At 63.2% G+C, this 19,423-nt stretch carries 17 protein-coding genes; 8 read left to right on the top strand and 9 right to left on the bottom strand.

What is annotated here, in order from left to right:
* Nucleotides 1-142: 142 nt before the first annotated feature.
* Nucleotides 143-691, bottom strand: coding sequence for a DUF2059 domain-containing protein (locus JVX98_RS11695; RefSeq protein ID WP_043616419.1), 549 nt, complete (start codon nucleotides 689-691; stop codon nucleotides 143-145).
* A gap of 119 nt (nucleotides 692-810) precedes the next feature.
* The gene (gene rpiA / locus JVX98_RS11690; RefSeq protein WP_205238693.1) at nucleotides 811-1,506 is read right to left on the bottom strand and encodes a ribose-5-phosphate isomerase RpiA; all 696 of its coding nucleotides are present in this window, start codon (nucleotides 1,504-1,506) and stop codon (nucleotides 811-813) included.
* A gap of 225 nt (nucleotides 1,507-1,731) precedes the next feature.
* Here rpiA and JVX98_RS11685 point away from each other — a divergent pair, with 225 nt between their 5' ends.
* Nucleotides 1,732-2,406 carry an HAD family hydrolase gene (locus tag JVX98_RS11685; RefSeq protein ID WP_205238692.1) on the top strand — a complete coding sequence of 225 codons (675 nt, stop codon included), beginning with the start codon at nucleotides 1,732-1,734 and terminating at the stop codon, nucleotides 2,404-2,406.
* A gap of 40 nt (nucleotides 2,407-2,446) precedes the next feature.
* Here JVX98_RS11685 and JVX98_RS11680 read toward each other — a convergent pair whose 3' ends face one another.
* Nucleotides 2,447-4,339: a murein L,D-transpeptidase gene (locus tag JVX98_RS11680; RefSeq protein ID WP_205238691.1), complete on the bottom strand. Its 1,893-nt coding sequence runs from the start codon at nucleotides 4,337-4,339 to the stop codon at nucleotides 2,447-2,449.
* A 510-nt stretch (nucleotides 4,340-4,849) separates the two neighbouring features.
* Between JVX98_RS11680 and fumC the strand changes: the two genes are divergently transcribed.
* Both fumC and JVX98_RS11670 read left to right on the top strand, forming a co-directional pair.
* The gene (gene fumC / locus JVX98_RS11675) at nucleotides 4,850-6,241 is read left to right on the top strand and encodes a class II fumarate hydratase (protein WP_043616470.1); all 1,392 of its coding nucleotides are present in this window, start codon (nucleotides 4,850-4,852) and stop codon (nucleotides 6,239-6,241) included.
* Between the two features lie 192 nt (nucleotides 6,242-6,433).
* Complete coding sequence (locus tag JVX98_RS11670) at nucleotides 6,434-7,504, top strand: GGDEF domain-containing protein (protein WP_034795108.1); 1,071 nt, start codon at nucleotides 6,434-6,436, stop codon at nucleotides 7,502-7,504.
* Between the two features lie 95 nt (nucleotides 7,505-7,599).
* Here JVX98_RS11670 and JVX98_RS11665 read toward each other — a convergent pair whose 3' ends face one another.
* The 3 genes from JVX98_RS11665 to JVX98_RS11655 all read right to left on the bottom strand — a co-directional run bounded on the left by JVX98_RS11665 (nucleotide 7,600) and on the right by JVX98_RS11655 (nucleotide 10,063).
* On the bottom strand, nucleotides 7,600-8,385 hold the full coding sequence (locus JVX98_RS11665) for a M15 family metallopeptidase (RefSeq protein WP_246765003.1): 786 nt from the start codon (nucleotides 8,383-8,385) through the stop codon (nucleotides 7,600-7,602).
* A gap of 46 nt (nucleotides 8,386-8,431) precedes the next feature.
* On the bottom strand, nucleotides 8,432-9,040 hold the full coding sequence (locus JVX98_RS11660) for a pyridoxamine 5'-phosphate oxidase family protein (protein ID WP_192446280.1): 609 nt from the start codon (nucleotides 9,038-9,040) through the stop codon (nucleotides 8,432-8,434).
* A 114-nt stretch (nucleotides 9,041-9,154) separates the two neighbouring features.
* Nucleotides 9,155-10,063, bottom strand: coding sequence for an alpha/beta fold hydrolase (locus tag JVX98_RS11655; RefSeq protein WP_205238689.1), 909 nt, complete (start codon nucleotides 10,061-10,063; stop codon nucleotides 9,155-9,157).
* A gap of 47 nt (nucleotides 10,064-10,110) precedes the next feature.
* On the opposite strand from JVX98_RS11655, the gene JVX98_RS11650 reads away from it, so the two are divergent.
* Nucleotides 10,111-10,608, top strand: a complete 498-nt coding sequence (locus JVX98_RS11650) for a MarR family winged helix-turn-helix transcriptional regulator (RefSeq protein ID WP_371826541.1) — start codon at nucleotides 10,111-10,113, stop codon at nucleotides 10,606-10,608.
* On the opposite strand, the gene JVX98_RS11645 is transcribed toward JVX98_RS11650, so the two are convergent.
* On the bottom strand, nucleotides 10,605-10,979 hold the full coding sequence (locus JVX98_RS11645) for a gamma-butyrobetaine hydroxylase-like domain-containing protein (protein WP_205238687.1): 375 nt from the start codon (nucleotides 10,977-10,979) through the stop codon (nucleotides 10,605-10,607). The two genes, JVX98_RS11650 and JVX98_RS11645, sit on opposite strands and share 4 nt — an antisense overlap.
* Before the next feature lie 214 nt (nucleotides 10,980-11,193).
* Here JVX98_RS11645 and moaA point away from each other — a divergent pair, with 214 nt between their 5' ends.
* The gene (gene moaA, locus JVX98_RS11640) at nucleotides 11,194-12,243 is read left to right on the top strand and encodes a GTP 3',8-cyclase MoaA (protein WP_205238686.1); all 1,050 of its coding nucleotides are present in this window, start codon (nucleotides 11,194-11,196) and stop codon (nucleotides 12,241-12,243) included.
* Between the two features lie 267 nt (nucleotides 12,244-12,510).
* Here the strand turns inward: moaA and JVX98_RS11635 are convergent, their stop codons facing one another.
* Entirely contained in the window at nucleotides 12,511-15,054 is a 2,544-nt protein-coding gene (locus JVX98_RS11635; protein WP_205238685.1) for a methyl-accepting chemotaxis protein, read from the bottom strand.
* A gap of 453 nt (nucleotides 15,055-15,507) precedes the next feature.
* On the opposite strand from JVX98_RS11635, the gene JVX98_RS11630 reads away from it, so the two are divergent.
* Genes JVX98_RS11630 through mobB form a run of 3 tightly spaced genes read left to right on the top strand, consistent with a single transcriptional unit; the run spans nucleotide 15,508 to nucleotide 17,615 of the window.
* Nucleotides 15,508-16,416 carry a DMT family transporter gene (locus JVX98_RS11630; protein ID WP_205238684.1) on the top strand — a complete coding sequence of 303 codons (909 nt, stop codon included), beginning with the start codon at nucleotides 15,508-15,510 and terminating at the stop codon, nucleotides 16,414-16,416.
* Between the two features lie 9 nt (nucleotides 16,417-16,425).
* A complete protein-coding gene (gene mobA / locus JVX98_RS11625) occupies nucleotides 16,426-17,091 on the top strand; it encodes a molybdenum cofactor guanylyltransferase MobA (RefSeq protein ID WP_205238683.1) in 666 nt (221 codons plus the stop codon).
* Nucleotides 17,088-17,615, top strand: a complete 528-nt coding sequence (gene mobB / locus JVX98_RS11620) for a molybdopterin-guanine dinucleotide biosynthesis protein B (protein WP_205238682.1) — start codon at nucleotides 17,088-17,090, stop codon at nucleotides 17,613-17,615. Before mobA ends, mobB begins: the two co-directional genes overlap by 4 nt.
* Before the next feature lie 28 nt (nucleotides 17,616-17,643).
* Here mobB and JVX98_RS11615 read toward each other — a convergent pair whose 3' ends face one another.
* Nucleotides 17,644-19,245, bottom strand: coding sequence for a tetratricopeptide repeat protein (locus JVX98_RS11615; protein WP_205238681.1), 1,602 nt, complete (start codon nucleotides 19,243-19,245; stop codon nucleotides 17,644-17,646).
* Nucleotides 19,246-19,423 lie beyond the last annotated feature (178 nt).

Here is a 19,423-nt window from a genome sequence, read left to right as displayed (position 1 = left end):
GCCGAACGATGCTTGGCCGACACGCAACCGGACGCAGCCGATGGCTGCGTCGCAGGCACATATAGTGGAGCCTCCGGGCAAAAGAAAAGCCCGGATCGCTCCGGGCTCCTCGAAACGTGATGAAGGCGCTAAGCGCTACAGCTTATTGGGCCGGCGCCTGAACGGCGCCTTCGGCTGCTGCCGGCTGGGCGGAGCCGACCTTCTCGTCGAGCGACTTGGTGGCTTCCTGGGTCAGGTCGCGCGATACGCCCGATGCCCAGATGTCGGCAGCCTTCAGGAGTTCGCGCGAGGCGATCGGGCCGTCGTTCAGGAGCTTCTTGCCGGCGGCCGAGTTGTAGAACTCGGTGATCGCGTTCAGCTCTTCGAGCGAAAAGGTCTTGGCGTAGATCGTCGCGGCTTCGTTCTCGAGATCGGCGCGGCGGGCGGCAAGGCTGAGCGCCTTATCGTCGACGGTCGCGGTGATCAGTTCCTGATGGTTCGGCGATGCCTGGATCAGCGTGTTCTTCAGGCGCTCGGCCAGGTTCGGCAGGATGTTGTCGAAGCTGTTGGTTACGCCAAGAGCAGCGATCGTCGCGCGCGCCGCCTTGATCTGGTCTTCGGAGACGTCCTGGGCCTTGACCGCCGGAACGGACGCGGACAGCAGAACCGCGGTGGCAGCGAAAGTGCGGACAAGACCTGCGAGTTTGTTCATTTTTACCCTTGCTCCTGTGTTTGTCGCATGCTGCCCGGGCGATTGTCGCCGCCAGGCCCGCATGTATGGAAACCTGTTGTCTTCACCGCTCCTGCCCCTCATGGGGCAGCGAGGCCGGCTCAGGACGCAGTCAGCGTGCGTGCCCCTTGCGGCCCGGCAATGATTGCCAGCGAAGCGATGCCGATGAAAAGCCCGTGCTCGACGACGCCGGGAATGGCATTCAGCTCCCCCGCGAGCGCATCTGCATCAGGAATACGGCCAAAAGATGCATCGAGAATGAGGTGCCCACCGTCCGTCAGGAAGGGGCCGTCATGGGACTGGCGCACGGCGATTTCGCCCGAAAGTCCGAGGCGGGAAGCCACCTTTTCGACTGCGATCCGCGTTGCCACCTGACCGAAGGGATTGACCTCGATCGGCAGCTTGAAGGCGCCGAGAACGTCGACCACCTTCGTCTCGTCGGCAATCACGATCATGCGCTTCGACGCAGCCGCAACGATCTTTTCGCGCAGCAGCGCGCCGCCGCCGCCCTTGATCAGCCGCAACTGGCCATCGACCTCGTCGGCGCCGTCGATCGTCAGATCCAGTTCCGGCAGTTCGTCGAGCGACTTCAGCGAAACACCGAGTTCGAGGCAGAGCCGCGCCGTGCGCTCCGATGTGGGAACGCCTTCGATGCGAAAGCCCGCTGCGACCTTCTCGGCCAGGAGCCGCACAAACTCCTCGGCCGTGGAACCCGTGCCAATGCCGAGACGCATGCCGTCTTCGACATATTCCAGCGCCGCGGCCGCGGCTTTGATCTTCATTTCGCGGGCGTCCATGCGCCGGTCGCTCCCTTGTGATTCGCACGGGCAGCAGGCCGCAATCAGCGAACGGCCGCCCGTTTTTCCGCTGTGACACTTACACGCCCCACGGCGCAAACAAAAGTCAAAATGAAATCAGCACTCAGGATTCCGCGTGCTTTGCCGCGCCCGCTTGCCATTGCAATCGCCGATGAGTTCGCCTACCCGATCAACAACGGTTTTCAGCGCCAAGAGGTTTTCTCCTTGTCTTCTCCCATTGTCGTTTTCGATCTCGACGGAACGCTCGTCGACACGGCGCCAGACCTGGTCGCCAGCCTCAACCATGCGGTTACCCAGGCCGGCGTCGAGCCGGTTACCTACGGCGACCTTACCCATCTCGTCGGCCACGGTGCCCGCGCTATGATCGAGCGCACCTTCGCGATGCGGCAAAAGCCGCTCTCCGAAGACGTGCTGGAATGGCAGCTGAAGGAATTCGTCGATTTCTACCATGGCTCGATGCCGGGCGATTCGCTGCCCTATCCAGGTCTCGTCGACGCGCTCGACCGCCTGTCCGGTGCCGGCTTCAAGCTCGCCGTCTGCACCAACAAGCCGGAAAAGCTCGCCACGCGCCTGCTCGAACGGCTCGGCCTGATCGAGCGCTTCGCCGCGATTTCCGGTGGCGACACCTTCGAAGTTCGCAAGCCGAATGCCGCCCACCTGCTGCGCACGGTTTCCAATGCCGGGGGCCTGGCGACCCGCACCGTGATGGTCGGCGACAGCCTCAACGACTTCCTCGTCGCCCGCAATGCGTCCGTGCCCTCGATCGCGGTTCCCTTCGGCTACTCCGATGTTCCGGTCGAAAGCCTCGACCCTACCGTCGTCATCAGCCACTTCGACGAGCTGACTCCAGATCTGGTCTCGGGATTGTTTTCCAAATAGCAGATAAGAAAAAGGCCGCTCGAAGCGGCCTTTTTCTTGCTTATCCTTCCGCCCGGCGCGCGCCGCGCGTCGCGTCGAAGGCCCGGTTCATGTACATGTCGCGGTCGTAGACGTCGTTGAAGTACTCGACCACGCCGTCCTTGTTCGGCCAAGCCGTGAAGTAGGCAACGTAGACCGGAACCTTCACCGGAACCTGCAGCGCCTTGTTGCGGCCGCCGGCGATTTCCTTGCCGACATCGTCAACGCTCGTGCCGAGCACGGCTGCCGCCATCAGGCGCGGATCGGCAAGCCGCACGCAGCCGTGGCTGAGCGCGCGGTTGTCACGCTTGAAGAAGCTCTTCGACGGTGTGTCGTGCATGTAGATCGCGTGGCTGTTGGGGAACAGGATCTTCAACTCGCCAAGCGCATTGTCGCTGCTCGGCGGCTGACGCACGGCAACCGATGCGGTCGAGCCGTTCCAGTTGACCGATGCGGACGGGACGGGGCGGCCACCGACTTCGACCTGGTAGCCCATGCGATCGAGATAGTTCGGGTCGCTCCTAAGCTTAGGCAGCATCTCGTTGACGATGATCGACTGCGGCACGCCCCAGTAGGGATTGACCTCGACCGTCTGGATCTCGTCCTGGAAGAAGTAGGTCTGGTTCGCCTTGGAGCCGACGACGACGCGCATGGAGAACTGCTCGGCACCCTGGTCGGCGTAGGTGGCGGTAAAGGCCGGCTGGTTGATGAAGACGTAGCGGTCGCCGAGACCATCCGGCAGCCAGCGCGCCTGCTCCATGGCGATCTCGAGCTTGTTGATCTTGGCCGCGACCGTGTCGCCGCCGGTCAGGATGCGAAGCGACGCCTGGCCGACAACACCGTCGGCCTTGAGCCCGTGCTCCTGCTGGAACGCCTCGACCACCGTGACCAGTTCCGGCGTATAGTCCGGTGTGCCCTGGTAGGCGGCAAGAACCGTAGCGTGGTCGGTCTTCAGCTTTTCCGAACCCTTGAGCCGGATACCCGCGATGATGTTTGCGAGTTCGGGATTGCTCTGGCCCGGCTTCAGCAGCGTGCCGGGCGCAATCTCGACGCGTTGCTCGACACCCTGTTCGGCGCGCAGTTTTGCGAGTTCCGCGGAAAGAGCCGCAAACTGCGCGCTCTTCGGGCTCTGCTCATTCAACAACGTGGCAACGTCGCTGCTTGCCGACATCTTGTCGAGAAGCGGCAGCAGCTCCACCGTCTTGCGCTTGAAGTCGTGGTAGCCGGAGATCTTGTTCGGATCGATGCGGCCGCGCACGGTGTCCTGCGCGTAGCTGAGCGTCGCGGCCGAAAGCGCGATCTCGAACTGCACCAGCTCCTTTTCGCGGGCGATCATGTCGCCGCGGTCGAAAGTGTCGGAGGGCACGCTGACGGCATAATCCTGGGGATCGAGGCCGACCTTGGCGGCGTCGGCAAGAACGGCAACCGCCGCCTTCGCCTTGGCATTGACGCCTTCAGCGCCGATCCAGATGTAGTCCATGCGGGCGCCGTAGTGGGCTTCGACCGCCTTTGCGACATCGCCCGAGGCACGCACGTTGATGCTGGGAAGGAACTGGCGCGCATCGGCCAGCGGCGTACGCAGCATCGGCGGCAGCGCGTCGTTGCGCACGGAACCGGTAACCAAGGGATCGAGCAGCTTGTCGGTTGCGATCCGGCGCAGCGGCTCGGCCTTGTAGGTATAGTATTTCGGGCCGGTGATTTTCGGCAGCGGTTTGGCCGCCTGCTGCTGCGGATCGACCATCGCCCCGACGCCGGGAAGCGCCTCGTTGGTCGGGGCCTGCTGTGTTTCCGGCTTCTTCCGGCCTGCCCGGATGAAATCGCCAAGTGTGAAGGCCGAAGCCGGCCGCGCGTCCATGGTCGCGATCGCACAGCCGCTCATGAGCGCTACGATCGCTGCCGTCTTAAGAACTCTCATATGAAACTACGTCCCCGTATCGCGTTGTCGCCGAATTCGGCTGAAGCCAGATTCTCGCCACGCCCTCGTGCGCTAAAAGTTATAGAAAAGGATGGTGAATGAAAAGGAAACGCGCCGGCACTGATCGCCATCGGACCTCCTGTCAAAAGCTCCCGAACGCCTCATTTTAAAGACGTAGGGAGAGCGATAAAAATTTGATCCCAATGGATTTTATTTCGGCATGCGCGCTTGCGCCGGCAGCGGCAGGCGATCGTCGCCGGAAAAGAAGATGGCGTCTGTGACCGAAACATCACAACGCTGCCGGAGGCCCGGCAAAGACCGAATCACGGTGGCGCAGCGTGGACCCGCCACGCCCGTGGGGTTTCAAACGATTGTAGCATAGCCAGCCCGGGCCCGCCCCTTTACAAGCTCCGGCCGTCGGGGCAGAGAGAGGCCCGGCACCCTGGAGAGATCCGCCACACGGCCCCTCGCCCAGGCTTCATGAACCGCATGATCAAGGCAGGTATCACGATGACATCGACGCGCACGGAAACAGATACGTTCGGCCCCATCGAAGTGGCGAACGACCGCTATTGGGGCGCTCAGGCCCAGCGTTCGCTCGGCAACTTCAAGATCGGTTGGGAAAAGCAGCCGGCTTCGATCGTCCGGGCGCTCGGCATCGTCAAGCAGGCGGCCGCCCGCACCAACCAGGCACTCGGCCGCCTCGACTCGACCGTAGCCGATGCGATCGTCAAGGCTTCGCAGGAAGTGATCGACGGCAAGCTCAACGACCATTTCCCGCTCGTCGTCTGGCAGACCGGCTCCGGCACCCAGTCGAACATGAACGCCAACGAGGTCATCTCGAACCGCGCCATCGAACTCATGGGCGGCGTCATGGGCTCGAAGAAGCCGGTGCATCCGAACGACCACGTCAACATGAGCCAGTCGTCGAACGACACCTATCCGACGGCGATGCACATCGCCTGCGCCGAGCGCGTCATCCATGACCTGCTGCCGGCGCTGAAGCACCTGCACAAGGCGCTCGAAGCCAAGGTGAAGGCATTCGACCACATCATCAAGATCGGCCGCACCCACACCCAGGATGCAACGCCGCTGACGCTGGGCCAGGAATTCTCCGGCTACGCAGCCCAGGTCGCCTCCTCGATCAAGCGCATCGAAATGACCCTGCCGGGCCTTTGCGAACTCGCGCAGGGCGGCACGGCCGTCGGTACCGGCCTCAATGCACCTGTCGGCTTTGCCGAAAAGGTCGCCGAAGAGATCGCCAAGATCACCGGCATCGCCTTCACGACCGCGCCGAACAAGTTCGAAGCGCTCGCCGCCCATGATTCCATGGTCTTCAGCCACGGCGCGATCAACGCGACGGCCGCAGCGCTCTTCAAGATCGCCAACGACATCCGTTTCCTCGGCTCCGGCCCGCGCTCGGGCCTTGGCGAATTGTCGCTGCCCGAAAACGAGCCCGGCTCGTCGATCATGCCGGGCAAGGTCAACCCGACCCAGTGCGAAGCGCTGACCCAGGTCTGCGTCCAGGTCTTCGGCAACCACGCCGCGCTGACCTTCGCCGGCAGCCAGGGCCATTTCGAACTCAACGTCTTCAACCCGCTGATGGCCTACAACTTCCTGCAGTCGGTTCAGTTGCTCGCCGATGCGGCCGTGTCTTTCACCGACAATTGCGTCGTCGGCATCGAGGCCCGCGAAGACAACATCAAGGCAGCGCTCGACCGCTCGCTGATGCTGGTGACGGCGCTCGCTCCGAAGATCGGCTACGACAACGCCGCCAAAATCGCCAAGACCGCGCACAAGAACGGCACGACGCTGCGCGAAGAAGCGGTCGGCGGCGGCTATGTGACGAACGAAGAGTTCGACGCCGTCGTTCGTCCGGAAACGATGATCAGCCCGGCCTGATCCATTTTGATACACCACGGCGCCTCCGCGGCGCCGTGGCCTTGATGTCGCGAACGCACTGTCGATCGGCAAAACCTGCCGCGATCGGTCACGATGCGGCGGCGCGACGGCGGCAAATATTAAGACTTCGCAAATCATTTGCCCCTAAAAATAATGACCGATAAGCAGCGTTTCATATTAGGGGGTTTGCACATGCAAACGGCAAGCTCGGGCAAGGCTCAGACGCCCGATATCGCAGCGCAGGTAACCCATGCGATGCGCATGATGGGCGTGGCGCCCATCCCCCGCAATTACGAGCTTTATTACGAAGCCTATCTCGGCTCCAATCCGCAATTGTCGAAGGAACTGGCCGCACTCGGCAGCCGCGCGACCCAGGAGGAACTGGACGCGATCGGTGCGCAGTATTTCAGCCACATCCATCGCTCCACCGGCATCGAGCGCGCCCACACCACGCTTGCCGCCAAGCTTGCCGAACTCGTGACCCTGTTGCGCGACGAGCAATACGCACTCGAGAACTACAACAAGGTTCTCGACGAAGCCTATGTCAACATCGTCAGCAAGAGCGCATCGAGCGCCGATATCCTGCGCCACGCGATCGGCATTCTGACCGATGCGACGGCCGAGACGATGAGCCAGGGCAAGGAACGCGTCGAGACCGTCGTGCAGAAGTCCTTCGAGATGGAGGTCATCCGGCAGGAACTCGACGAGTACAAGCGCATCGCCAACACCGATTCGCTGACGCGGCTCGCCAACCGCCGTGCCTTCGACGACAATCTGGCGGCTGTCTACAACAACGAGCACCTGAGAAACTTCACCGGCCTGCTCGTTGCCGACATCGACCACTTCAAGAAGGTCAACGACACCTTCGGCCATCCGGTTGGCGACAAGATCCTGGCGACCGTCGGCGGCGTGCTACGCGCCAATCTGCGCCGCGAGGCTTTCGTCGCGCGCACCGGCGGCGAGGAATTCGCCATCATCCTCGGCGACAGCAGCCAGGAAGAGTGCCTTCAGATTGCCGACCGCATCCGCACCGTGTTGGCCGCGACGCCCTTCCGCAATTCCAAGACCGGCGTCAATTACGGCCCGATCACGCTGTCCGTTGGCGTCTGCATGGCGACCGCCGCCGAAGACCCGGTCGACCTCTACAACAAGGCGGACATCGCGCTCTATTCGGCCAAGAACGCGGGCCGTAACAAGACGGTTCTCTTCGAAGACGGCATGCGCAAGGAATCCGGCCGCAATTGGCTGATCTATCGCCGCTGAGAAGCGGCAACGCCCTCGTCGACCAAACTGACAATGGGCGCCCTCCACGGGCGCCTTTTGCGTTTCATGGCCCGCGAGTCCGTTTCCCGCTGAGACTACTGGTGACACGCATCGGCGCCTGCGGCGCGAGCGATTGCGATCATCTCCGGCCGGTATTCGAAATGCATCGTATCGAAGTGATACCAACGGCCGCCCCAGATGAAGCCGCGCTTTTCGAAGGCTTGAACGATGCCCAGCGGGTAGCGGTTGCGATAGCCGCCGCGGGCCTTTCCGGCCCAGCGCCAATAGTCGGCAAAGCGCGTGTTGATATCGATGGCCGCACCGAAACTGTGGACCGACAGCGTCGCGGTGCCGGCAATCGGCCGCCAGTTGAAGGTGCCGGCACTCGGGCTGAGATAGCGCCTGAGTTCGGCTTGTCGCGAAAGGTCCGCGGCAACAGCCTTCAGCGCCGCCGCCATCCCGTGCTTCCTCGTTACCTGCAGCCGCTCGCCGAACCAGTCCACGCCGACGAGATCCTGCCGGACGGTTGTAGCGCTGCCGCCATAAAGCCGTTTCAGAAGCGCTTCGCTGCGTATGCGCCCCGGGTCGAAATCGACCGCTGGCGGCGTCGCACAGGCACCGATCGGATAGACTTGTGACAGGCTGTCCTCGACGTCCCCCGCAGCGAGTTTCTCGGCATGGCTTTTCGTTCGGCCGTCGTCGATGACGATCGGCGGCCCGCCATCCCCAAGGATCAAGGCGTTGCCGTCGATGCGCTCGATGGCATCCGGGTAACTTGCTGCCAGCAGATTGAGCTTTTCCGCCAGCGACGGCTCACCAGCAGACGTCTTGCCAGCCAGGAGGGCGAGCAGGAATGCACCTGTCAGAGCTTGCTGCCGCACCCTCGCCTCCAGTCTCTGTGCTTGCCTGATCGCGCCGATCAGCCGGTTACCACATGGTCTTGGCGGCGCGCTCCGGCCATTCGCGGTCATAGGTCTCGCGGTCGAAATCCGCCTTGGCGGCCTTCAGCAACGTGCCGGGCGTCGGCAGCAATGCCGGATCAAGGAAGCGGTCGGGGTTCCAGAGCTGGGCGCGCATGACGGCGCGGGCGCATTGGAAATAAACCTCGCCAATCGTCACGACGATGACGCTGCGCGGGTGCTTGCCGTCGACCTCGAAGCTTTCCGTCAGGGCGGGATCGACGCTGAGCACCGCCGTGCCGTTGATGCGCATCGTCGTGTTCGAACCGGGGATCAGGAACATCAGCGCCACGCGCGGATCGCGCACGATATTGGCGAGCGAATCGACGCGGTTGTTGCCGCGCCAGTCCGGCAGAAGCACCGTCCTGTCGTCGCCGATCCGCACGACGCAATCGTCATCCCCGCGCGGCGAGCAATCCAGTCCCTCCGGACCGACGGTCGCGAGCGCGCAGAAAGGCGATGCCTCGATCATCAGCCGGTATTCGGCCGTCAGCGTCTTGGTGACCTTGGCCACCGATGCTTCGCTGACGCCGCCATAGAGCGCGTTGAGTTCCTCGACCGAGCTGATGATCGACATGCCGTCCTCCAATGCTGCCAAAAATCCCGGGAGCAATCTGGATACAGAGAATCCCAGGCCAGCGACCCTTCGGCCGATAGCATGACAGACTGATGACGCGGTCAACGAAAATAGTCAGGCGGCGGCTTTTTGATCTTCCGCGTGTATGAAGGCGTTGATCCGCGCAATCACTGGTGCGGCCGAAACAATGCGCCGGTGGCCAAATCCGTTTGCCCAGTGCATTTCGACATTGGGCCCGGCTGCCGCATAACGGCGCGCATGGTCGGCGGAAACCTCCTTGTCGTCTTCCGCATGGATGACGAGCGTCGGCACGGCGCGCGCCTGGATCACGTGCGCTGCATCGAAATCCTGAAGTCGGCGGCCGGAGAGACGTTCGACAACGCCTTCGAAGGCCACCTGCGCCTTCGGGGAAAGGCGAAGAATTCTCCCGAAGCCTTTGAAAAGCCAAGTCATCTCGCTTGGCGCGCCGATCAGCACCAGCTTCTTCGGGATATGGCTGTGCACGTCGCAGACGATGCCGCCGGCAGCGCAAGCCAGGCTGCCGCCGCCGAAGGAATGGCCGACACAGACGTCGAAATTGCCGAAGTGCCGCCAGGCCGCGTCGATCGCCCGAACCGCTGCCGGCATCGTCAACGTGCGCCCCGGCGAAGCTCCGTGCCCGGGCCAGTCGAGCGTCACCACCTCGGCGCCGCCCTTCACCAGGCCGTCGATCATCGCTGCCAGATAGTCGCTGCGCGATCCCCAACCGTGCAGGAGGAGAATGCGCTTGGTGTTGGCGGCCTCGCGCGGCGCCGCGAACCGGCGCGCCAGCACCCAGCCGCCGGCATAGGAGAGCGTCACCGGCTGGCCCCGGGCGATCACCGGAGCGGCAGCGGCGAGCGCCGCCCTTTCCTTGGCGTTCTTCGGCTTTCTGCCGGGCGTGAGAGTGAACAGCCTGAAAGCGAGCCGCCCGGCCGCCTCGGGTGAAAACGCGTCGACGCCCTTCAGCGCGTTGCGGATGACCTTGATCGCAAAGGATGCCATAGTGAGAATCTCTTGTTATGTTCAATGCTGAACATAATTGTACAACGTTGAACAAAAATCAAGTGACGAGCGAACACCATTTTCCCTGGGACCATCCCCGCTTTCGCAGCTGGATCGCGGTGGCGCGCGCCTGCCAGCTCATGCAGCAGACCTTGACGCGCGAGATCGCCCATCTCGACATCAAGCCGCCGCATCTCGACATCCTGATCAATCTCTACCGTTTTGACGGCATCTCGCAGCAGGAACTGGCGCGCAAGCTGCTGGTCGGCCGATCCAACATGAGCATGCTGCTGCCGCAACTGGAAAAGCGCGGCCTGATCCTCAGGCGTGGCGACGAGAAGGACAAACGGGTGCTGCGTCTGTCGCTGACGCCGGAAGGCCGCAGCCTGACTGAAGCCGCGATGGAAATTCACACCGGGCTGATCGAGAAGTCGATGGAAGGCTCGCCGATCGAGGAATGCATGATCGTCGCCAAGTCCATGGAGCGGCTGATCGGCATTTTGCTCAAGGAAGAGAGCGAGCTGTCGGAAGAGCGCGCGGATTAACGCGGCTTTTCGGCCTTGTCGCGTGACATGCCCTTGTCGGCGAGCTCCTGCTCGTAGGCAGCAAAGAGTTCCGCGCCCCTTTCACCGAGCTCATGCAGATAGCTCCAGGTGAAGATGCCGGTGTCGTGGAAGTCGTCAAAGCCGATGCGGACCGCATAGTTGCCGGTCGGCTGCACGGAAATGATCTGCACATTGCGCTTGCCGGGAACCGTCACCCGCTGGCCGGGACCATGGCCCTGCACTTCGGCGGACGGCGAAAGCACCCGCAGCATCTCCGCCGAAAGATCGAAGGACGCTCCGTCGCTGAACGTCACCACAAGCCGGTGGCGATCCTTCGACACCCGCAATTCCGTCGGCCAGAATTCGCTCATTTCGCTGCTTCCTTTCGCGTACGACAAACCGGATGCCGCCCATTCGCCGTAATCTGCGTCCCCGATGCGGCATTGCTCTAAGGGACGACAATGCACTAGCGCAGAAATCGGCGCGCGAGAATTACCCGTCTCTTCCGATCAACACTTTGCGACAGTATGCGCCTTGACGCGACCATCTTCGACGACGACATTGAAGGGGCTGGGAGAAAGACGCTTGAACACAGCAACGATAGACAGATTTGGCGCTTTGCCACTGGAGCAGAAGACAGCCCCGATGATCGACCCCTTCGGCCGGGCGATCACCTATCTGCGCGTGTCCGTCACCGACCGCTGCGATTTCCGCTGCACCTATTGCATGGCCGAGCACATGACCTTCCTGCCGAAAAAGGATCTGCTGACGCTCGAAGAATTGCAGCGTCTCTGTTCCGCCTTCATCGAGAAGGGTGTCCGCAAGCTCAGGCTTACCGGCGGCGAACCGCTGGTGCGCAAGAACATCATGTTTCTGGTGCGCGAACTCGGTCGTGAGATCGAGGCCGGCCGGCTTGATGAACTGACGCTGACGACCAACGGCTCGCAGCTCGCGAAATATGCCGCCGAACTCGCCGACTGCGGCGTCAAGCGCATCAACGTCTCGCTCGATACGCTCGACCCGGCAAAGTTCCACCAGATCACCCGCTGGGGCGAACTCTCCAAGGTCATGGAAGGCATCGACGCCGCCCAGGCCGCCGGCCTCAAGATCAAGATCAATGCGGTGGCGCTCAAAGGCTTCAACGACCAGGAGATCCCGGACCTGATGCGCTGGGCCCATGGCCGCGGCATGGACCTGACGCTCATCGAAACCATGCCGATGGGCGAGATCGAGGAAGACCGCACCGACCACTACATGCCGCTGTCGGAAATGCGCCGACAGCTGGAAGAACAGTTTATCTTCTCCGGTATTCCCTATCGCACCGGTGGCCCCGCCCGCTATCTCGAAGTGGCGGAAACCGGCGGAAGGCTCGGCCTGATCACGCCGATGACCCATAATTTCTGCGAGAGCTGCAACCGCGTCCGTCTCACCTGCACCGGCACGCTCTACATGTGCCTCGGCCAGAACGACGCGGCCGACCTGCGCACGGCGCTCAGGGCCTCGGAAGACGACGCCTATCTCAGCCAGGTGATCGACGAGGCGATCGGCCGCAAGCCGAAAGGCCACGACTTCATCATCGACCGCGAGCACAACCGCCCGGCCGTTGCCCGCCACATGAGCGTCACCGGCGGCTGACCTTTCATCAGGATACCAATCTTGGAAAAACAACCGGCAGGCGGCCCCTCAACCGCCTGCCGGCACCTTCTCCGCGCAGATGGGGAGAAGGGAATGTGGGGCACATCTTCATGTCCCCACGTACTCCGCGTGTCAGTGGATAGCGCCTGCATCTGGGCGCTCGGCAGCCCGGCACGCTCTCCGTGCCTGCCTGCCGGTGAGGTCTGGTCCCCGGATTGACTTCGAGGACATTGAGCTAGCAGAGAGACCAGCCACCCGCTCAGAGGCTCAAGCCGCGTAGCTTCGATGCCCCTGGCCCCGCGCGCCGATTCCGTCCGTCCCGGTGCGGAAGCGTTCGATCTTCTCGTTGAGCGCTTCCACCTGTCGGCGCAGGCCGTGGATTTCGGCAGTGTTCTCTTCGACCATCGCGGCATTCTGTTGGGTGATCAGCTCGACCTCGTGCACCGCCGAGTTCACTTCGTTGAGGCCGGTATACTGGTCGGCGGCCGAAGCCTCGATGTTGCTGACGAGGTCGTGGATCGTGCCGATGTGGCTGTTGATCACCGTCAGCGCGTCGCCGGTTTCCTGGACGAGAGCGACGCCGCTTCTCACCTGTGCCGAGCTTTCGGAGATCAGCCCCTTGATCTCGCGGGCAGCCCCGGCGCAGCGCTGGGCGAGCTCGCGCACTTCCTGCGCCACCACGGCAAAGCCGCGGCCCGCCTCGCCTGCCCGCGCCGCCTCGACGCCGGCATTCAGCGCAAGCAGGTTGGTCTGGAAGGCGATCTCGTCGATGACACCGATGATCGTGCTGATCTTCTCCGAGGAGCGGTTGATCTCGGCCATGGCATCGATCGCCTTGGCGACCACCTGGCCGGAATGCTTGGCGTAGGAATTGGTCTCGCCGACCGAAACCGTCGTCTTGCGGGCGCTTTCGGCCGTCGCGCGGACGATATCGGTCAACTGCCGCAGCGCCCGTGAGCTTTCTTCGAGCGCCGCCGCCTGTTGCTCGGTCCGGCGCGCCAGGTCGTCCGCAGACGAAGCGAGATTGCCGGTGCCGCCGGTGATCTCGCCGGTGACGACGCGCACGTCGGCAAGCGTCGCCCGCAGCGCCTCGACGGCATTGTTATAGGTGCGGGCCATGATCACGTAATCGGCCGGCAGGTCCTCGGACATGCCCTCTTCGAGATCGCCGTCGGCAAGTGCCGCCAGCACGTCGGAGAGCGCGTTCAGCGCCTGCATCTGCTCGGCCTCGATGCGGGCGCGCTCGGCCGCCCGGCGCGTTTCCTCTTCCGCAGAAAGCGCACGCGCAGCCTCGGCCTCGCGACCAAGCCGCACGTTCTCGACCGCATTGTCGCGGAAGACGGCAACCGAGCGCACCATGTCGCCGATCTCGTCGCCACGGTTGCGGCCCTCGATGGCAACGTCGAGATCGCCATTGGCAAGCCGCGTCATCGTTTCCGTCACGCGCTTCAGCGGGCCGCGCAACGTCTCGACCAACATCAGGCCGCCGATGATGGCGAGCAGCGTGCCGGCGATCATCGCCACGATCGAAACATCGGCCGAGCGCTGGCTGTCGACCTTGCCGGCCTCCTGGGCGCTGCTGACGAAGCTCTCAAGCGTCGTGCTGGCGGTTGCGACCATCGTCGCCGCTTCGCTCTTTGCCGCCTGCCAGCGGCCGCCGACATCGATCAATGCTGCCGTGTCCTTGTCGATGTTGTCGAGCGATGGGCCGAGCTTGCCCGGCAGATCGCGAAGGGCTGCATTCTTGCCGCCGAGTTCGCCAAGTTTGGCTGCCGTCTCGCGAACTGCCTGGATGTCGGCCATGACCGGCGCGCGGCCGGCTGCATCGAGCTTGCGATGCAGCTCGCTGATGTGCAGCCGCGTGCTGTCGAGGCCCTTGAAGGTGTCGCCCATCAGCGCGATCAAGGTCTTCAGCTGCGAGATCTCGGCATCCATGCCGACGAAACGCTTGGCGGCCGTGTCGGAATTCTTCGCAGCCTCCTTGGCAAAGTCGGCCTCATATTTCGAGAACTTGCTGAGGATCGGCACCAGCGCGTTCTTCTTCGCCTCGTTGTCCTCGCCGCCGGCAAGGATCGCCTGCACCTTCGTTGCCTGGTCCTTCACTTCGGCAATCGGCGCCTGCACCTTTTCCGAGGCGATCTTTTCGGCTTCGTCAATCTGCTTCATGAGATGCGGCAGAAGCTTGTTCGCCTGGTCGACCTTGGCGTCGGGATTGACGGCCATTGTCACCGGCAGGCGGAATTTCTTGATGCGCTCGGCAAGACCCTGATAGGCGGCGGCATCGAAAAGCAACGCCTTGGCGAAGGCTTCCTTTTCGCCGGATTCCTTGCGGATGATGTCGATCTGCTTGTAGGCGCCGTTGCCCTGTTCGGTCATGTCGGCGAGCGCCTTGTCGAGCGACGCTGTCACCTGGTCACGTTCGATCTTGGTCGCCCAGAGCTTGTCCGTCTGGCTGCGCATCGCGCTTCCGAGCGCCAGCACAGAGGCGATCTCCGCCTTGTCCTCGGCACGGTTCAACAGGTCGTCGAGCGCCTTCACGCCGCTTTCCTGTTCGTCGATCTGGCTCGACAGGGCCGTGCGTGTCTCTTCGCTCGGCGCATCGGCAAACGCTTGCAGCGCGCCGCGCAGCGCCTGGAAATCCGAGAGATTGTTGATGGTTTCCCGCGTCACGGTCATATGGCCGTTGAGCGTACGGGCAGTGAAGAAGCCGATGAGACCAATGCCGGCGATAAGCGCCACGAGCGGAACCACAAAAAGCAGAACCTTGGTGACGATACGCAGCCGTTGCAGCAAGCGATCGATGAAAGACATTGCGCACCCCTGATTATTCTTATGGGAAGCAGGCCCGCGCGGCGGCTTTTCTTGGTGGAAACACCGATGGGACATCGGCCGAAGGCTCTCCCAAGCCTCAAGCAAACGTCCCTGGAATGGCCACCCTGCAAGTTTTATTGCGGCGCCACCCCGCCGATCGCGTCATGCGAATGGATGCGGAATTGCGGCGACGATAGGCAGTGAAACTTAAGATTCCGCGAATAAGCTTATGTTCGAGCGCACCCGTTTTACCGGCGAACGACAGTCTTTCCTGCACGGGGTTCGGCGCGAAAACACCCCTTCTACTTGTCGAACAAGAAAAGTCGTCGCGTCATGCGATCCCGTTTGCACAAGGCGGCAGCCAATGCTTAAACATTAGGCGATCCATTCACGGATTCGCCTCCCATTCGCCGGCAGCGCAGCCCGCTTGTCCGGCGCCGCAGGACAGCCAGCATGCAAGCCTCCACCAATTTCCGCGGCATTCTTTTCATGTGCCTGGCGATGGTCACGTTTTCCTGCAACGACGCGCTCGTCAAATCCGTCACCGGTGCGATGAATGTTGGGCAGATCATCTTCGTGCGTGGCTTGCTGACGACGCTGATGGTCGTGCTCGCCGCCTGGCACTTTCGCGCCTTCCGGCCGATCGGAACGCTGATGCGGCCGGTGATCCTCTTGCGCATCGCCATGGAGGCGCTGGCCTCCGTCACCTACATCTCGGCCCTTGGCCAGATCCCGCTCGCCAATGCCTCGGCGATCATGCAGGCGCTGCCGCTTGCAGTCACGCTCGGCGCCGCACTCTTCCTCGGCGAGCCGGTCGGCTGGCGCCGCTGGACCGCCATTATCGCCGGCTTCATCGGCGTGCTGATCGTGCTCCGGCCCGGCCCCGAGGGCTTCACGCCGGTGGCGCTGACCGTGGTCGGCTGCGTCTTCGTCACCGCCACCCGCGACCTCTGTACCCGCCGCATCGGCCACGACGTGCCGGCGCTCTACATCACCGTATCGACTTCGCTCGTCACCACCATCGTCGGCGCCCTGCTCATCCAGCCAATGGGCGGCTGGCAGCCGATGTCGACGACGACCTTCAGCCATATCGCTGCGGCAAGCGTTCTTTTGATGCTTGGCTACCAGACGATCGTGCTGGCGATGCGTGCCGGCGACATCTCGGTGATCGCCCCCTTCCGCTACACCAGCCTGATCTGGTCGATTGCGATCGGCATCTTCTTCTTTGCCGAGGTGCCGGATCACTGGATGCTGGTCGGCGTCGCGATCATCATCGGTTCGGGCCTCTACACCTTCTACCGCGAGACGCTGCGTGGCCGTAAAGCCGTCGCCCAGCGCTCGTTGACCGGCCCGCTGGAATAGGAGCCGACAATGCCCGAAAGCCCTCCCTCGCCCCTGATCAGCGCGTCCCGGCCCGCCGTCGTCCTTGCCGGCGGATTGTCGCGCCGTATGGGCAGCCCGAAGTTCGGCCTTCCGCTCGGCGGCCAGACGATGTTGACGCGCATCGTCGCCCGGCTTCAGCCTCAGGTGACGAGCGTCGCCGTCAACCTCAACGCCGATCCGGCTGGCGCCATGGATGAAAGCGTGCCCGTCATCGCCGATACGGTCCCCGGGTTTCTCGGTCCGCTTGCCGGCGTGCTGACAGCGATGCGCCATGTCGCGGCCAACAATCCGGCTGCAAGCCACGTCGTCGTCCTTCCGACCGATACGCCGTTCTTTCCGGACGATCTCGTCACCCGAATGGTGGCCGCCCTGACAGAGCAGCAGCAGATCGCCGTTGCGGCATCCGACGGGCAGATGCATCCACTGTTCGGGCTCTGGCCGCTCGCCCTTGCCGACGAACTTGAGGCCTTCCTGACCAGCGATCCGAAGCGCCGCGTTCGCGCCTTCATCGAAAGCCACCCGTCGGTCACGGTCGATTTTCCGCTCGTTGCGACGACAAAAGGCGCATTCGACCCGTTCTTCAACGTCAACACGCCCGAGGATCTGATCGACGCGGAGCAATGGTTGCGTTTCTTCGAGGATGACATGACATGAGCGCCATGAAGATCTTCGGCATCGCCGGCTGGAAGAATTCAGGCAAGACCGGCCTGATGGTGCGGCTCGTCACCGAACTGACGCGGCGCGGCTACGTCGTCTCCACCGTCAAGCACGCCCACCACGACTTCGATATCGACAAGGTCGGCGCCGACAGCTACCGTCACCGCGAGGCCGGCGCCCATGAGGTGACCATCGTCTCCGGCACGCGATTTGCGATCATGCATGAATTGCGCGGCGCGCCAGAGCCAAGCTTCGAGGATATCCTGGCGCGGCTTGCGCCCTGTGATCTCGTGCTCATCGAAGGCTACAAGCGCGAACCGATCCCCAAGGTCGAGGCCCGCCGGTTGGAGTCGGCAAACCGCGAGCCGCTGGCCCCCACGGATCCGCACATCTGCGCGATCGCCGCCGACCATCCGGTTTCCGATAGCGATCTTCCGGTCTTCGACCTCGATGACACGGACGCGATCGCCGACTTCGTCGAGAAGGTCACGGGTCTCAAGCGCAAGGACGCGGCTTCCTGATCAAGGCGCGCGGGCCCGAGGCCTGCAGTCAAGGCTTCGTGGTGTCGCGATACTTCTGCGGCAGCCCGTCGAGCAACTGCTGCGCCTTCTGCATCCCTTGTTTCGCCGCCCTGGCATACCATTCGGCAGCCGACGCAAGATTTTGCTCCACCCCGGCGCCCCTTGCATAGGCGATGCCGAGATTGAGTTGCGCGTCGGCATTTCCCTGCTCGGCGGCCTTGCGAAACCATCTGGCAGCAGCCGCAGCGTCGCTTTCCACACCGATGGCATTGAGATAGGCCACGCCGAGACTGAACTGCGCCAGAGCATAGCCCTGATTGGCCGCGAGTTCATAAAGCCGCGCCGCCTCCTTGAGGTTCTTCTCGAGGCCGAGGCCGCCTGCGTACATCACCGCCAGATGGAACTGGCCGCGGGGATCCCCGCGATCAGCCAATGTCAGAAACCAGCGGTGCGCTTCCGCGACGTTTTCTCCGGTGCCGGTCCCCTTCAAGTACATGAGGCCGACGTTCAACTGGGCTTTGGCATCCCCTTGCTTGGCCGCCTTCAGGTAGAGGTCAAAGGCCGCTGCCGGATCCTTCTCGACGCCGCGACCGAGCATGTAGAAGGTGGCGAGGTCCATCTGCGCTGCAACCATGCCCTGGTCGGCCGCCTTGCGGCACCAGTTCACCGCCTCCCGATCGTCGCGTCCGACCCCGAAGGCGCGCACGTAAACGCCGCAGAGCAGATTTTGCGCCTCCTTATGGCCGGCGTTCGCAACCGGGCGAAGCCAGCGAAGTCCCTCCTGGGCATCGATCCGCCCCGCCTCGCTGTTGAAATAGAGCCGGCCGGCATTCGCTTGCCCATCGACATATCCCTGCTCGGCAGAACGCAGGTACCAGCGCAGCGCTTCGGCCATGTTGCGCTCCACGCCGACACCCTTCTCGTACATGAAACCGAGGTTGTACTGGGCACGCGCCTCTCCGGCGACCGCGGCTCGCGACGTCCATCGGTAAGCCTCCGCGTCATTCTTCAGCGTGCCGCTGCCTTGGAAATAGGCGATGGCCAGATTGTGCATGGCGGCCACCAGGCCTTGTTCCGATGCTTTCCGATACCATACAAACGCCGCGGCCGGGTCGCGCGCCGTACCGCGCCCCTGCTGGTAGAGAAAGCCCAGGTTGAACTGGGCCGCCGCATAGCCTTGTTCAGCCGCCAACCGGTAATAGGTGAAGGCCTGCGCATCGTCCTTGGCGACGCCCAGCCCCTGTTCGTAGATCACCCCGAGACTGTATTGGGCCTCCGGAACGCGATGCTCGGCGGCAAACCGAAACCATCGTCCGGCCTCCTCATAGTTCTGCTTCACGCCTTCGCCGCCGTTGAAATAGATGGTGCCGAGGTGGAATTGCGCCTTCGCGTCGCCACTCTCGGCCGCCTTCCGGTACCAGCCGATCGCCTTCAGGAAGTCGCGCTCAACGCCCTCGCCGGTGTGGTAACGCATACCGAGATCGACCTGCGCCTGGACATCGCCGTCTTCAGCCCGCTCCAGCACCTTGTCGAACGGCGGCAGGCCCGGGGCCGCACCGTCCGCGTGGACGGAGGACGAGAACACCGACGACATCAGGGCGACAACGAGTCCGAAGACGACGCGCTTCATCCACACCTCCCAGGCTACCGCTACGCGGAAAAATCCTATGGCGAGGTTCCTTCAACCGAAAATCGATTTCGACAGACGGCTTCAACGCGTCGAGCAGCGGCCGTCAATTGCTGGGCTGCGCACCATGCGCGCCGACCAATCAACTCCTCGGCCGGGCGCCCGATGTACCTCGGGGATG

Source organism: Ensifer sp. PDNC004 (genome assembly GCF_016919405.1).
Classification (GTDB): domain Bacteria; phylum Pseudomonadota; class Alphaproteobacteria; order Rhizobiales; family Rhizobiaceae; genus Ensifer.
The sequence above is the reverse complement of the archived record's forward strand: the minus strand, read 5'-3'. Positions and strand labels throughout refer to the sequence as shown.

Coding starts and splice junctions, on each gene's coding strand:
- JVX98_RS11695 (WP_043616419.1), bottom strand. CDS start 691: ATGAACAAACTCGCAGGTCTTGTCCGCACTTTCGCTGCCACCGCGGTT.
- JVX98_RS11645 (WP_205238687.1), bottom strand. CDS start 10,979: ATGAGCGAATTCTGGCCGACGGAATTGCGGGTGTCGAAGGATCGCCAC.
- JVX98_RS11680 (WP_205238691.1), bottom strand. CDS start 4,339: ATGAGAGTTCTTAAGACGGCAGCGATCGTAGCGCTCATGAGCGGCTGT.
- mobA (WP_205238683.1), top strand. CDS start 16,426: ATGCCCGAAAGCCCTCCCTCGCCCCTGATCAGCGCGTCCCGGCCCGCC.
- mobB (WP_205238682.1), top strand. CDS start 17,088: ATGAGCGCCATGAAGATCTTCGGCATCGCCGGCTGGAAGAATTCAGGC.
- JVX98_RS11630 (WP_205238684.1), top strand. CDS start 15,508: ATGCAAGCCTCCACCAATTTCCGCGGCATTCTTTTCATGTGCCTGGCG.
- JVX98_RS11670 (WP_034795108.1), top strand. CDS start 6,434: ATGCAAACGGCAAGCTCGGGCAAGGCTCAGACGCCCGATATCGCAGCG.
- JVX98_RS11635 (WP_205238685.1), bottom strand. CDS start 15,054: ATGTCTTTCATCGATCGCTTGCTGCAACGGCTGCGTATCGTCACCAAG.
- JVX98_RS11655 (WP_205238689.1), bottom strand. CDS start 10,063: ATGGCATCCTTTGCGATCAAGGTCATCCGCAACGCGCTGAAGGGCGTC.
- rpiA (WP_205238693.1), bottom strand. CDS start 1,506: ATGGACGCCCGCGAAATGAAGATCAAAGCCGCGGCCGCGGCGCTGGAA.
- JVX98_RS11660 (WP_192446280.1), bottom strand. CDS start 9,040: ATGTCGATCATCAGCTCGGTCGAGGAACTCAACGCGCTCTATGGCGGC.
- fumC (WP_043616470.1), top strand. CDS start 4,850: ATGACATCGACGCGCACGGAAACAGATACGTTCGGCCCCATCGAAGTG.
- JVX98_RS11615 (WP_205238681.1), bottom strand. CDS start 19,245: ATGAAGCGCGTCGTCTTCGGACTCGTTGTCGCCCTGATGTCGTCGGTG.